This is a genomic window from Variovorax sp. P2_H12 (genome assembly GCF_056403395.1).
The window spans coordinates 302,844-316,110 of the sequence record NZ_JBFUFO010000001.1 but is presented as its reverse complement, the minus strand read 5'-3'; the positions used below and the strand labels follow the sequence as shown (position 1 = coordinate 316,110).

15 protein-coding genes are annotated in these 13,267 nt (G+C 68.7%); 4 read left to right on the top strand and 11 right to left on the bottom strand.

The genetic code is table 11. The features are described 5' to 3' along the window. Positions 1-210: hypothetical protein (locus AC1DYK_RS01565; protein WP_478164652.1), on the top strand; the 210-nt coding region annotated here is incomplete at its 5' end. Between the two features lie 56 nt (positions 211-266). Here the strand turns inward: AC1DYK_RS01565 and AC1DYK_RS01560 are convergent. The 6 genes from AC1DYK_RS01560 to mltG all read right to left on the bottom strand — a co-directional run bounded on the left by AC1DYK_RS01560 (position 267) and on the right by mltG (position 4,850). Then, positions 267-929: an ankyrin repeat domain-containing protein gene (locus AC1DYK_RS01560; protein WP_478164651.1), complete on the bottom strand. Its 663-nt coding sequence runs from the start codon at positions 927-929 to the stop codon at positions 267-269. Continuing rightward, positions 926-1,732 carry a TatD family hydrolase gene (locus AC1DYK_RS01555; protein ID WP_478164650.1) on the bottom strand — a complete coding sequence of 269 codons (807 nt, stop codon included), beginning with the start codon at positions 1,730-1,732 and terminating at the stop codon, positions 926-928. The genes AC1DYK_RS01560 and AC1DYK_RS01555 overlap by 4 nt, the downstream gene beginning before the upstream one ends. Before the next feature lie 82 nt (positions 1,733-1,814). Next, positions 1,815-2,189 carry a PilZ domain-containing protein gene (locus tag AC1DYK_RS01550; RefSeq protein ID WP_478090633.1) on the bottom strand — a complete coding sequence of 125 codons (375 nt, stop codon included), beginning with the start codon at positions 2,187-2,189 and terminating at the stop codon, positions 1,815-1,817. After that, positions 2,186-3,205: a DNA polymerase III subunit delta' gene (locus AC1DYK_RS01545; protein WP_478164649.1), complete on the bottom strand. Its 1,020-nt coding sequence runs from the start codon at positions 3,203-3,205 to the stop codon at positions 2,186-2,188. The genes AC1DYK_RS01550 and AC1DYK_RS01545 overlap by 4 nt, the downstream gene beginning before the upstream one ends. After that, the gene (gene tmk, locus AC1DYK_RS01540) at positions 3,202-3,834 is read right to left on the bottom strand and encodes a dTMP kinase (RefSeq protein WP_478164648.1); all 633 of its coding nucleotides are present in this window, start codon (positions 3,832-3,834) and stop codon (positions 3,202-3,204) included. Before tmk ends, AC1DYK_RS01545 begins: the two co-directional genes overlap by 4 nt. After that, complete coding sequence (gene mltG, locus AC1DYK_RS01535; protein ID WP_478164647.1) at positions 3,831-4,850, bottom strand: endolytic transglycosylase MltG; 1,020 nt, start codon at positions 4,848-4,850, stop codon at positions 3,831-3,833. Before mltG ends, tmk begins: the two co-directional genes overlap by 4 nt. An 82-nt stretch (positions 4,851-4,932) precedes the next feature. Between mltG and ygfZ the strand changes: the two genes are divergently transcribed. From ygfZ to AC1DYK_RS01520, 3 genes are all read left to right on the top strand, one after another. Further along, positions 4,933-5,856 carry a CAF17-like 4Fe-4S cluster assembly/insertion protein YgfZ gene (gene ygfZ / locus AC1DYK_RS01530; RefSeq protein ID WP_478164646.1) on the top strand — a complete coding sequence of 308 codons (924 nt, stop codon included), beginning with the start codon at positions 4,933-4,935 and terminating at the stop codon, positions 5,854-5,856. A 125-nt stretch (positions 5,857-5,981) separates the two neighbouring features. Then, the gene (locus AC1DYK_RS01525) at positions 5,982-6,641 is read left to right on the top strand and encodes a peroxiredoxin (RefSeq protein WP_478090628.1); all 660 of its coding nucleotides are present in this window, start codon (positions 5,982-5,984) and stop codon (positions 6,639-6,641) included. A gap of 48 nt (positions 6,642-6,689) precedes the next feature. Next, a complete protein-coding gene (locus AC1DYK_RS01520) occupies positions 6,690-7,730 on the top strand; it encodes an MBL fold metallo-hydrolase (protein WP_478090627.1) in 1,041 nt (346 codons plus the stop codon). A gap of 25 nt (positions 7,731-7,755) precedes the next feature. On the opposite strand, the gene AC1DYK_RS01515 is transcribed toward AC1DYK_RS01520, so the two are convergent. The 5 genes from AC1DYK_RS01515 to AC1DYK_RS01495 form a co-directional block, all read right to left on the bottom strand. Continuing rightward, positions 7,756-7,971, bottom strand: coding sequence for a YbdD/YjiX family protein (locus tag AC1DYK_RS01515; protein ID WP_478090626.1), 216 nt, complete (start codon positions 7,969-7,971; stop codon positions 7,756-7,758). Next, positions 7,968-10,034, bottom strand: coding sequence for a carbon starvation CstA family protein (locus AC1DYK_RS01510; protein ID WP_478164645.1), 2,067 nt, complete (start codon positions 10,032-10,034; stop codon positions 7,968-7,970). The genes AC1DYK_RS01515 and AC1DYK_RS01510 overlap by 4 nt, the downstream gene beginning before the upstream one ends. Positions 10,035-10,154: 120 nt before the next feature. Beyond that, positions 10,155-10,793 (bottom strand): response regulator, encoded by a 639-nt coding sequence (locus AC1DYK_RS01505; protein ID WP_478164644.1) that lies wholly within the window; start codon positions 10,791-10,793, stop codon positions 10,155-10,157. Continuing rightward, entirely contained in the window at positions 10,790-12,151 is a 1,362-nt protein-coding gene (locus AC1DYK_RS01500) for a cache domain-containing protein (protein ID WP_478164643.1), read from the bottom strand. Before AC1DYK_RS01500 ends, AC1DYK_RS01505 begins: the two co-directional genes overlap by 4 nt. A 379-nt stretch (positions 12,152-12,530) precedes the next feature. Continuing rightward, positions 12,531-13,262: an alpha/beta fold hydrolase gene (locus AC1DYK_RS01495; RefSeq protein ID WP_478164642.1), complete on the bottom strand. Its 732-nt coding sequence runs from the start codon at positions 13,260-13,262 to the stop codon at positions 12,531-12,533. Between the last annotated feature and the right edge of the window lie 5 nt (positions 13,263-13,267).

The window sequence follows — 13,267 nt, the reverse complement described above, 5'->3', positions numbered from 1 at the left end:
CTAACCGATCGCTCCGGCCTTCGGCTGACAAGGACCTGTAGTGCAGAGGCAAGGCAGTCACGGCGTTCGTCGGATCCCATCAGAAGAGGCCAGAAATGCGACATTTCAACTTCGCTGGCGCTGCGACATTTGAAAGCAGCGTTGACAAAAGCGAGCGGAATGCAGGCCTCCAAGATCAACGGCCGCTGGTTGCAAGCCGTGACGCGTTGAATGTGAACCTGGGCGTCAGCCGCGCAATGCCGGGGGCATCATCCAGACCCGCCGGCCTACCACTTCCCGTCAGCCGGCCGCTTCGGCTTCGCAGCTGCGCCCAGCAGCTGGACCGCGTCGGGCCGCTTGCCGCGCTCGGCGAAATCGGCGGCCGTCATGCCTTGCTCGTTCTTCATCGAGACGTCGGCGCCTTCGTCGAGCAGCAACTGGACCGCTGCAGCGGATCCGTACATCGCGGCCATCATCAAGGGCGTGGTGCCGTTGGGCGACTGCGCGTTGATGAAGGCATCCTTGTCCAGCAGCTGCTTCATGATCGCGACCTGGCCGCTCGTGGAAGCGTAATGCAGTGGCGTCCAGCCAGGCTTGTTGATGTCGGCGTCGCGCGCGATCAGCTTGGTCACGAGTTCCTGCTGGCCCTTGATCGCGGCCAGCATCAGCGGGCTCTCGTCCTTGGCATTGCGGGCCTCGATGTTGGTCTTGGGGAAATCGATCAGCACATCGATCACCTTGGGCGAGGGTTCCCGCATCGCGATCAGCAGCGCCGTCTGCCCCTTGTCATCGCGCGTGTTGGGATCGAACCCCTTGGACAGCAGGCTCTTGATGCCGCTGACGTTGTCCGCCCGGGCGGCCCGAAAGAAGTCGTCGGAGTCTGTTGCTTGTGCTGAAAAAGATGCTGCAAAAACAGCAAGATATAGAAGTTTCTTAAAGTGGTTTCTCATGTCTTGGCCCCGCTGAACAGGGTCTCGAAATTGTCGCTCGTGGCCTTCGCGATCACCTCGACGGGCAGCTGGCGCAACTGTGCGATCTGCTGCGCCACGAAGGGCACGTAGGACGGATTGTTGGTCTTCCCGCGGTACGGCACCGGGGCCAGGTACGGGCTGTCGGTCTCGATCAGCATGCGGTCGAGCGGCACGAAGGCGGCGACGTCGCGCAGATCCTGCGCTTTCTTGAAGGTCAGGATGCCCGAGAACGAAATGTAGAAGCCGAGGTCGAGCGCGGCGCGCGCCACCTCGGCGGTCTCGGTGAAGCAATGGAACACGCCGCCGGCCGCCCGGCTCCCGCCCTCCTCGCCCTCCTCCTTCAGGATCGCCAGTGTGTCGGCCGAGGCTTCGCGGGTGTGGATCACCAGCGGCTTGCGCGTTTGTTGCGCGGCCCGGATGTGGACCCGGAAGCGGTCACGCTGCCATTCGAGGTCAGCGATGCTGCGGCCGCCCTTGCGCTCTTCCATCTGGTAGTAGTCGAGCCCGGTCTCGCCGATGGCGATCACCTTGGGCAGCGCGGCGCGCCGCACCAGGTCCTCGATCGTGGGCTCGGCGATGTCCTCGTTGTCCGGATGCACGCCGACGCTGGCCCAGAAGTTGTCGTGGCGCTCGGCCAGGGCCTGGACCTCGGGGAATTCCTCCAGCGTGGTGCAGATGCACAGCGCCCGGTCGACCTGCGCGGCCGCCATCGCGGCGCGGATCTGCGGCATCTGGTCCGCGAACTCGGGAAAGGTCAGGTGGCAGTGGGAATCGGTGAACATCGCAGGATCGGCTTGGGCGTCGGCAGCCCCGGAGTGGCGCGGCCGCCGCAGCGACCGCGGCTTCGCGTCATGGGGGCCGGACTCAGATGGTCTGGGTCGGGCGGTCGGAGGCCAGGGTGGCGCCCAGCGCCTCTTCGATGCGCGCCTTGAGCTGGCGCGACTTCTCGTCGGAGGGAAAACGGATGCCGACGCCCGGTGCGCGGTTGCCCGCGGCACGCGCTGGCGTGATCCACGCGACCTTGCCGGCCACCGGATAGCGCTGCGGATCTTCGGGCAGCGTCAGCAGCACATAGACGTCGTCGCCCAGCCGGTACTCGCGCGAGGTCGGAATGAAGATCCCGCCTTCGGCGAACAGCGGAATGTACGCCGCATACAGCGCACCCTTTTCCTTGATCGCCAACTGGATGACGCTGGGCCGGACGGGCGCGGAGGGGGAAGGAGCGGCAGGTGTGTTCATGGGCGGCGGCGTGCCGAGTTTAGGGTGGTTCTCGCCTCGCTCACAAGCGCTTCCAGCATCAGGCCCGCATTGAACGGATGTTCTGCGGTTTTTGCCGCATTCGCGAGCGAGCGGGACCAGCGCGCCAGCGCGGCCCGGGGCGGTGCCGCGGGCAGGTCGGCGGGCTCGAAGAAGCGCGGCTCGGCACCGCAGTCCGTGGCCATCAGGTCGTGGCAGAGTTTCTGCAGCACGCCGATGGCCTGGGCCGGGGCATGGTCGGCCAGTGCGCCGACATCGCCGCGCGACATCGCCTTGGGCAGCAGAGCCCAGGCCTTGGGCGACTGGCCCTGGCCGGCCAGGCGCAGCGCGTCGCTGGGCCGGCCGCCGGCCGCGCGCAGCAGGCCGGGCGCATCGCCCGCGGGAACGCCCTGCCCGACCAGCCACTCCAGGGCCGCGTCACCCTCGGGCCAAGGCAGCGTGAAGCCGAGACAGCGGCTGCGGATGGTGGGCAGCAACTGCCACGCGGCCTCGCTGGCCAGCACGAAGCGCACGTCGCCGACCGGCTCCTCCAGCGTTTTCAGCAGCGCATTGGCCGTGATCAGGTTCATGCGCTCGGCCGGATAGACCAGCACCGCCTTGCCGCGTCCGCGCGCACTGGTGCGCTGGGCGAAGCCGATGGCGTCGCGCATCGCCTCGACGCGGATCTCGCGGCTGGGCTTGCGCTTCTTGTCGTCGATGTCGGCCTGCGACTTCTCGTCCAGCGGCCAGCCCAGGGCCTGCATCGCGACCTCGGGCATCAGCACCAGCAGGTCGGCGTGGGTGCGGACCTGGATCGCGTGGCAACTCGGGCAATGGCCGCAGGCGCCATGCGTCTTGGCCTCGTCGGGCTGCTCGCAGAGCCAGGTCGCCGCCAGCGACAGGCCCAGTTCGTACTGCCCGAGCCCCGAGGGGCCCTGCAGCAGCCAGGCATGGCCGCGCTGGCGCAGCAGTTCGGCGAGCGGCTGGCGCAGCCAGGGCTGGAGCGTATCCATCGTCATCGGGCGCGCCCCGCCAGCGCCGCTTCGACCTGCTGCCAGACCTGGTCGCGCGACTGGCCGGCATCGATACGCACGAAGCGGGGCGCACCGGCTGCGCGCTCGGCATAGCCGGCGGCGACGCGGCGGAAGAACTCGACCGGCTGCGACTCGAACTTGTCCGGCAGTCGGGCGCCGGCCAGACGCTCGGCCGCGGTCTCGGGCGGGAGGTCGAACCACAGCGTGACGTCGGGCTGCAGCAGCGGGCTGGAAGCCTCACCCGCCCTGCCCTGCACCCAGTGCTCGAGCGCCGACAGCACCGCCGCATCGAAGCCGCGGCCCGCGCCCTGGTAGGCGAAGGTGGCGTCGGTGAAGCGGTCGCACAGCACGACGTCGCCGCGCGCCAGCGCCGGCTCGATCACGCGCACGATATGGTCGCGCCGCGCCGCGAACACCAGCAGCGACTCGGTCAACGCGTCCATCGGCTGCACAAGGATCAGTTCGCGCAGGGTTTCGGCGAGCGGCGTGCCCCCGGGTTCGCGCGTGCGCGTCACCTGGCGGCCCTGCGCCTTGAACAGCGCCTCGAGCGCGTCGAGGTGGCTCGACTTGCCGGCGCCATCGATGCCTTCGAGGGTCAGGAAAAGCCCCTTCATTGCCCACTCCGCTGGTTGGGATCGCCGCCGCGCTGGTAGCGGTTCACGGCCCGGTTGTGCTCATCGAGCGAACGGCTGAACTGGCTCGTGCCATCGCCTCGGGAAACGAAATAGAGCGACTGGCTCTGCGCCGGCTGCACGGCCGCCAGCAGCGCGGCCTTGCCCGGCATCGCGATCGGCGTCGGCGGCAGGCCGTTGCGCGTGTAGGTGTTCCAGGGCGTGTCGACTTGCAGGTCCTTCTTGCGAAGGTTGCCGTCGTAACGCGTGCCGAGACCGTAAATGACGGTGGGATCGGTCTGCAACGGCATTCCGATCCGCAGCCGGTTGACGAAGACGGCCGCGATCTCGGCGCGGTCCTGGGCCTTGCCTGTCTCCTTTTCGACAATGCTGGCCAGGATCAGCGCCTCGTCGGGCGTCTTGAGCGGCAGGTCGGAGGCCCGGGCGGCCCAGGCGGCCTCGAGCTTCCTGTCCATGGCGCGCATGGCGCGCTGCAGCAGGGCGATGTCGGTCGAGCCCTTCGAGTAGGTGTAGGTGTCGGGGAAGAACCGGCCCTCCGGGTGCTGGCCCGGCCGGCCCAGTGCGGCCATCAATTCCTCATCGCTGCGGCCGACGGTCTCGGGCTTGAGCTGTTCGGCCTTGGCCAAGGCCGCGCGCACCTGGCGGAAGTTCCAGCCCTCGACCAGCGCCAGGCTGCGTGTCGCCTCCTCGCCGCGCACCAGGATGTTGAGCAGCAGTCGCGGCGTGACGCCCCGCTCCAGTTCGTAGCTGCCGGCGCGCATCTGCCGGTCCTGGCCCGAAAAGCGGAACCACAGGTAGAGCAGCTGGGGCGGCACGTCGACGCCCGCGTCGGCGACTGCCTGCGCGATGCCGCGCGGCGTGGTGCCCGGCTCGACCGACAGATCCACACTGGGCGCGGGCAGCTTGAGCGGCTGGTTGACCCACCAGAGGCCTGCTGCGCCCGCGGCCAGGGCAACGAGGGAGGCCAGCAGAAAAAGAGTGAGAAAGAAGCGGCGCACGGATTCCGGGAAAGGAGGCGAACAGAGAAACGAGGTAGCCCTGCGGGCCAAACGGAACGAAGCAGGCCATGATAATTCAGCGATGACCCCTGTCGTTCTGAATGGCGTGACCGCCCTCTCCCACCTCGGTGTGATTCGAGCCGCTGGCCCCGATGCCGCGAATTTCCTGCATGGCCAGTTGACCCAGGATTTCGCCTTGCTCGACGCTTCCGAGGCCCGCCTGGCGGCGCTGTGCACCGCCAAGGGCCGGATGATCGCCAGCTTTGTCGGCATCCGCCCCGAGCCCGATCTGGTCCTGCTGGTGTGCAGCCGCGACATCCTCGCCGCGACCTTGAAGCGGCTGTCGATGTACGTGTTGCGCGCCAAGGCCAAGCTCAGCGACGCCAGCAATGAATTCGTCCTCTACGGAATGGCCGGAACCGCGCTGATCGCCAACGGCGTCGATGCCGGCGCGCCGCCGGGGCGCGCGAGCGCGGTCGGCGCCGCCCACGCGGTGACTCTCTACCCGTCCGACGGCGTTCCGCGCGCGCTGTGGATCGCACCGGCCGGCGGTGCCGCGCCCCAGGGCGCCGCGCTGGACCCGGCGCTCTGGTCCTGGAGCGAGGTGCGCAGCGGCATCGTGACGCTGAGCACGCCGGTGGTCGAAGCCTTCGTGCCGCAGATGCTCAACTACGAATCGGTGGGTGGCGTGAATTTCAAGAAGGGCTGCTATCCGGGCCAGGAAATCGTGGCGCGCAGCCAGTTCCGCGGCACCTTGAAGCGGCGCACCTACGTCGTGCAGGCCAGCGACGAGGTGGCGGCCGGTGACGAAGTCTTCGCGGCCAACGATGCGGCGCAGCCGGTCGGCACCGTGGCCCAGGCCGCCCCGGCACCGGGCGGCGGATGGGCCGCGCTGATCTCGATCCAGATCGCCGCGGTCGACGCCGGCGGGCTGCATGCGCGGTCTGCCGATGGGCCGGCGCTCACGGTGGAGCCCCTGCCCTACGCGCTGCTGGAGGATATCTAGGCCCGGCGCGCTTGTCTCCTGCGCCCGAACGTGGTGTACTTTCCGTTGGTCCCGCGGCAGCAGAACGTTGGTCGCATCTTCGCCGGCCGCAGGCTTCTGTCGATGACCTCTCTCAAGGAGCGGACATGTCACTGCGTATCAACGACCTTTCACCCGACTTCACGGCCAACACCACCAAGGGTCCGATCAAGTTCCACGACTGGATCGGCGACAGCTGGGCGATCCTGTTTTCGCATCCCAAGGATTTCACGCCGGTGTGCACCACCGAGCTCGGCTACATGGCGAAGATCGAGCCCGAGTTCACCAAGCGCAACACCAAGCTGATCGGCTTGAGTGTCGATCCGGTCGACGCCCACGACCGCTGGGCCAAGGACATCGAGGAGACCCAGGGCTACCTGCCCACGTACCCGATGATCGGCGACACCGACCTCGCCGTGGCCAAGCTCTACAACATGCTCCCGGCCGACGAGCCGGGCACCTCCGACGGCCGCACGGCGGCGACCAACGCCACGGTGCGCTCGGTGTTCGTGATCGGCCCCGACAAGCGCATCAAGCTGATGCTGACCTACCCGATGACCACGGGCCGCAACTTCGACGAGATCCTGCGCGTGCTCGATTCGATGCAGCTGACGGCCGCGCACAAGGTCGCCACGCCGGTCAACTGGAAGAACGGCGAGGACGTGATCATCGCCGGCTCGGTGTCGGACGATGACGCCAAGAAGCTGTTTCCCGACGGCTGGAAGTCGCCGAAGCCCTATCTGCGCGTCGTCAAGCAGCCGGGCTGATCCGAACGCACCGGAAGCCGCCGAACCAACCGTCGCAGGACACGCCCCATGGTCTTCGCGCAGATTGCGACCGGCGGCTGCCAGTCCTACCTGGTCGGCTGCGACGAAACCTGCGCCGCCGCGCTGATCGATCCCGAGCTGAGCCAGATCGATCACTACATCGCCCTCGCCGCCCGTGACGGCGTGCGCATCCGCTACCTGATCGATACCCACACGCACGCCGACCACTTCTCGGCCACCCGTGAACTCGCGCGCCAACTGGGCGTGCCGGTCGTCATGCACCGCGCGAGCCCGGCGCCTTTCGTGGACATGCGGCTCGGCGACGGCGAAATGGTCGTGCTCGGCAAGCTGCGGCTGCAGGTGCTTCACACGCCGGGGCACACTGCGGACTCGATGTGCCTGCTGGTGGGCGATCGCCTCTTCACCGGCGACACGCTGCTCATCGGCGCCACCGGCCGCACCGACCTCCCGAGCGGCGACCCGGAAGCGCTCTACGACAGCCTGTTCAACCGCGTGCTGCGGCTGGATCCGGCGCTCAAGGTGTGCCCGGCGCACGACTACAAGGGCCGCAGCCATTCGACGATCGCGGAGGAGCTCGCGTCCAACCCGCGGCTGCAGAAGCGCGAGCGCGGCGACTTCGTCGAGATGATGCGCAGCCTCAATCTCACGATGCCCACGCACATCACCGAAGCACTGCGCACCAACATGAGCGGCGGCAAGACGGTGGCGCGGCTGCTGGCCGAGGCCACGGCGGCCGTGCCCTTCATGTCGCTGGCCGAACTCAAGGGGCGCGTGGAGGCCGCCGAAGACGACCTCATCGTGCTCGACGTGCGCGAACGCGATGCCTATGAGGGCGGCCACATCCCGGGCGCCCGGCTGCTGCCGCGCGGACAGCTCGAGCTGCGCGTCAACCAGGACCTGCCGGACCCGACGCGGCGCATCCTGAGCTGCTGCGAGCTGGGCTACATCTCGACGCTCGCCGCATCGACCTTGCGCCAGATGGGCTTCCTTCACACGGTCGCGCTCGATGGCGGCATGAAGGCCTGGCGCGAAGCCGGCTATCCGCTGAAGACCGGCCGGGAGCCCTGAGCCGCGCGAAGTCGCGCGGTGTTCATCAGCAGCACCGTCCCTTGCCGCCGCCGTACCGCGCCTCCAGGCGCTCGCGGAAGAAGGCCTCGTAGCTCATCGGGGCCTGGTCCGGATGCGTGCGCTCCATGTGGCTCAGGTAGGTGTCGTAGTCCGGCAGGCCCACCATCAGGCGCAGCGACTGCGCCAGCGAGCGCGTCAGGTAGCGCCCGGTCTCGGCCAGGCTGGCGCCGGCGGCCCTCATGCGGCGGCCGACGGCACCATCGGTTCGAACGGCGTCTCGCGGGTGGTCGGGTGGTTGGCCCGGCGCGCGGCCAGCGCACTGCGCACGCTGTACACCAGCACGCTCAGCACCACGAAGATGAAGAGCGCGCACAGCCCGGCGTCGAGCCGGTCGTTGAAGACGATCCGGGCCATCGCCTCGGGCGTCTTCGCGGGAGCGATCAGCACGCCCTGGGCCAGGCCGTCGGCGTACTTCGAGGCATGGGCCAGGAAGCCCACCTTCGGGTCGGCCGAGAAGATCTTCTGCCAGCCCGCGGTCAGCGTGCAGATCAGCAGCCAGGCGGCCGGCGCCGCCGCCACCCAGGCATAGCGCTCGCGCTTCATGCGGAACAGCACCACGGTGCCGAGCATCAGCGCCACCGCGGCCAGCATCTGGTTGGAGATGCCGAACAGCGGCCACAGCGTGTTGATGCCGCCGAGCGGATCGACCACGCCCTGGTACAGGAAGTAGCCCCAGGCCGCGACGCACAGGAAGGTCGCGATCAGGTTGGCCGGCAGCGAGTCGGTGCGCTTGAGCGCCGGCACGAAGCTGCCCATCAGGTCCTGCAGCATGAAACGGCCGGCACGGGTGCCTGCGTCGACCGCGGTCAGGATGAAGAGCGCCTCGAACAGGATCGCGAAGTGGTACCAGAAGGCCATCATGGCCTGCCCGCCGATCACCTGGTGCAGGATGTGCGCCATGCCGACCGCCAGGGTCGGTGCGCCGCCGGCGCGGCCGAGGATGGTGCTCTCGCCGACGTCCTTGGCGGTCTGCACGAGCATCTCGGGCGTGACTGCGAAGCCCCAGCCCGAGATGGTCTGCGCCACCGCTTCGGGCGTGCTGCCGACCAGCGCGGCGGGGCTGTTCATCGCGAAGTAGACGCCCGGGTCGATGCAGGCGGCCGCCACCAGCGCCATCACGGCGACGAAGGACTCGGCCAGCATGCCGCCATAGCCGATGAAGCGCGCGTGCAGCTCGTTGTCGAGCATCTTCGGCGTCGTGCCCGAGGAGATCAGCGCATGGAAGCCCGACACCGCGCCGCAGGCGATGGTGATGAACAGGAACGGAAACAGGTTGCCCGACCAGACCGGGCCGTTGCCCTGCGCGAACTGGGTCACGGCCGGCATCTGCAGGGTCGGCGCGACGAACACGATGCCGATCGCCAGCGCGATGATGGTGCCGATCTTGAGGAAGGTCGACAGGTAGTCGCGCGGCGCCAGCAGCAGCCACACCGGCAGGCTGGCGGCGACGAAGCCGTAGCCGATCAGCATCCAGGTCAGGGCCTTGCCGTCGAAGGTGAACATCGGGCCCCAGGTCGGGCTCATGCTCACGGCCTGGCCGCCGAAGATCGCCGCCATCAGCAGCACGAAACCGATCACCGACACCTCGCCGATGCGGCCCGGCCGGAGGTAGCGCAGGTAGAGGCCCATGAAGACCGCCACCGGAATCGTTGCCGCCACGGTGAAGGTGCCCCACGGCGATTCGGCGAGCGCCTTGACCACGATCAGCGCCAGCACCGCGAGGATGATGATCATGATCATGAAGGTGCCGAACAGCGCGATCATGCCGGGCACGGTGCCCATCTCCTGCTTGATCAGGTCGCCCAGCGAGCGGCCGTCGCGGCGGGTCGAGATGAACAGCACGATGAAGTCCTGCACCGCGCCCGCGAACACCACGCCGGCCAGGATCCACAAGAGCCCCGGCAGGTAGCCCATCTGCGCCGCGAGCACCGGGCCGACCAGCGGACCGGCGCCGGCGATGGCCGCGAAGTGGTGGCCGAACAGCACGTTCTTGTCGGTCGGCACGTAGTCCAGGCCGTCGTTGTGGCGGTGCGCCGGCGTTTTTCGACTGCCGTCCAGGCCGAGCACACGGGTGGCGATGAACAGGCTGTAGTAGCGGTAGGCGATCAGGTAGGTGCAGATCGCGGCGACCACGATCCAGAGCGCATTGATGGCTTCGCCGCGGGACAGGGCCACGGTGCCGAGCGCGAAGGCGCCGGCCACGGCCACGACGAGCCACACCAGGTGGCGGCGGATGCTGTGCATTGGGAATGTCTCCGGAAAATGAACCCCCGGGAGTTTCGCGAGCCTGGGCCGCGCGTGCATCGGTTGCACCGCGCGAATCGGGTGCGTGGCATCACTTAAGGGATAACCCTAGGCGACCGTTCATCTGCTCTTGAATTCCCGGGCGTGTTCCACGGCGTACTTGATCAGGGCCGACTGGCCTTCGAGTCCGAGCCGCCGCTTGATGCTCTGCCGATGCGCCTCGACCGTGCGCACGCTGAGGCCGAGGTCGCGCGCGATCTGCTTGCTCGAGTCGCCGCGACCGAGCGCCGACAGGATCTCGCTCTCGCGCGGCGTCAGCAGCGGCCGCGGCTGCTGGTTGGCGAACAGCCGCTGCGACACCGCCGAACTCAGGAACGTGCCGCCGGCCGCGACCGCCTCGATCGCGGCGACGATCTCCGCCGCCGGCGCGTCCTTGAGCACGTAGCCTCGGGCGCCCGCCTGCAGCGCCTGCTGTACGTACTCGGGGTTGTCGTACATGCTGAGCATCAGCACCCGCACGTCGGGCTGGCGATCCCGCAAGAGCGATGCCAGCTCGATGCCGCTCATGCCCTTCAGGCCGACGTCGGCCAGCACCAGGTCCGGCCGGGCGTCGGCGATGCCTGCCAGCGCTTCGGCGGCGCCGCCGGCCTCGCCGACGATCTCGAGTCCCGGCAGCGGACCGAGCCGGGCCCGCAGGCCGTCGCGCACCAGAGGGTGGTCATCGACCAGGAACAGGCGGATCACCGCGCAGGCCGTCATGCGCCCTCCCCCGCGATCACCGGCACCTCGGCCACGATCGAGGTGCCGTCACGGTCGGAGCGCACGCCCAGCGAGCCGCCGATGGCGGCCACGCGCTCGCGCATGTTGCGCAGGCCGATGCCGCGCTGCGGATCGAGCTCGAGCGCGGCCTCGTCGAATCCTGTGCCGTCGTCGCTGACCTCGAGCTGCACGGCCTTGCCCTCGAAGGCCAGCACGATGCCCACCTGCTGCGCCCGCGCGTGCTTGCGCACATTGGTCAGCGCCTCCTGCGCGACGCGGAACAGCGCGGTCTTCACTTCCTGCGGCAATTCGCGTGGTCGTCCCTGCACCGTGACCGAGGCGGCAACGCCGCCCTCCTCGCCGAACTCGGCGCCCAGCCGTTCGAGCGCGGCCGGCAGGCCCAGCGTGTCGAGCAGGGCCGGCCGCAGCCGGTGCGAGATGCGCCGCACTTCCACCAGGGATTCATTGAGCCGCTGCAAGGCCTTGCCCAGCGTCGGCGGCACCTGCTGGCGCGCGCGCTCGAGCGCATCGACCGCGGATTCGATCATCAACTTGGCCGACACCAATGTCTGGCTGGTGCCGTCGTGCAGCTCGCGCGCCAGGTGGGCGCGTTCGTCCTCCTGCGATTGCACGACCTGGCGCGCCAGGAGCCGCAACCGGGCCTCGGCGATGCGGTGCTCGCTGAGGTTCAGCAGCAGCCCGGCGGCGCTGACCACGGCCAGGCACAACGCGGCGATGCCGGCGATCCAGAGCATGGTGGTCGTGACGTTGGTGTTCATCTGCCGATCGAGCGTCTGCATCGCGACGTCGATGTCGTCGAGGTAGAGGCCGGTGCCGACCATCCAGTTCCAGCGCGGCAGCGCGGTCACATAGCCGAGCTTGGGCGCCAGCTGCGCGCTGGAGGGTTTGCGCCACTGGTACTCGACATAGCCGCCGCCTTCGCGCGCCTGCGCGATCAGCTCCTGGATGGTGAGGCGCCCCTGGGAATCGCGCAATTCCCACAGCGACTGGCCGACCAGTTCGGGCTGGCGCGAATGCATCAGCGAGCGGCCCTGCAGGTCGTAGACGAAGAAATAGCCGTCGTTACCGTAGTCGAGCGCGGCCAGGCGGCGCAGGGCCTCGGCGCGGGTGGCCTCGTCGTCGAGGCCGGCGTCGTACAAGGGCCGCACGGTGCTCACGGCCAAGTCGACGTAGCTGCGCAGTTCGCTGCGGCGCTGCGTCATGTAGGTCTTCTCGATCAGTGCCCGCTCGCGCTGCGCCAGGTCGCGCTCCTGGTGGCGCACCGCAAAAGCCACCAGCATCAGCGCGACCAGCAACGGCGCCACCGCGAGGGCGACGATCTTGGTCCTCAGGTTCATGGGGCGGCAAGACTAACATTTGCGGCGCCCCTCGCTGGACGGCTCTCTTCGTTGGGGATCGCCCGTCCCGCACCGCATGCCGGGCTTCGGGGGTGTGCGAGCATCCCCTGCGCTTCCAGCGTTGCAATGCAACCCCAACCCTTCCACGGCGGTGGGCGGTATGCCCCGGGCCGGCCGTTGAGGCACCGCCGAGCAGCGCAGCGGTACGCGGATCAGGGCTCGCGACTGTTTGAGCCGAAGGCGAGTTTGAGCGAGACCCCGCGTACCGCGAGCAGCGCAGGGCAGCCGCGAAGCGGCCGGTGACGTCGGCCGGCCCGGGGCATACCGCCCGCCGCCGCCCCACCCTTCCACGCGACAGAAACCCCAAAGCCCCAAAAAGTCAGGCCACCAGCTTGAGCAGTTCCGCGGCCAGTTCCTTCGGCATGTCGACCATCACGTCATGGCTGCAAGGCATCTTCACCACGCGCCAGCCGGCGGCGCTCTCTGCCTTGGCCGCGAAATGGCGGAACGGGCTCGGGTCCCAGCCGTCGGCCAGGATGTAGAGCCGGTTCGCGATCTTGTCGCCGGCGCCGGTCAGCAGCAGCGGCATGTCGAAGGTGGCCAAGGCCTGCGGCCGGCAGAGGCGGTCGACCCGCTCGCGATTGGCCAGCGCGATATTGAACATCTCGGCCGGAATCGGCTGCATCAGCCCGCTGTGGTCCTGCAGCGCAGTGCCGCGGAAGGCGCCGATGAACTGCGCCGCCACCTCGGGCACCAGCGCCTTTGACAGCAGCCCGATCAGCGAGTCGCCATGCTCGGCCACGAAGGCATCGAGGTAGACCAGCGAGCGGATGCGGTCGCTCAGGCGGTCGGCGACGCCGGTGATCACCATGCCGCCGTACGAATGCCCGACCAGGATCACGTCGCTGAGTTCCTCCCATTCGATGCAGCCGCAGACGTCGCGGATGTGGGTCTCGAGCGTGATGTTCTCGGCCGACTGGTGAAAACGCTCGCCGACGCCGGTGTGGGTGGGCGTGAAGACGGTGTGGCCGGCGGCCCGAAGCGCCGCCGCGGTTTCCCTGTAGCACCAGCCGCCGTGCCAGGCACCATGAACCAGAACGAAGTTCGCCATCGTCG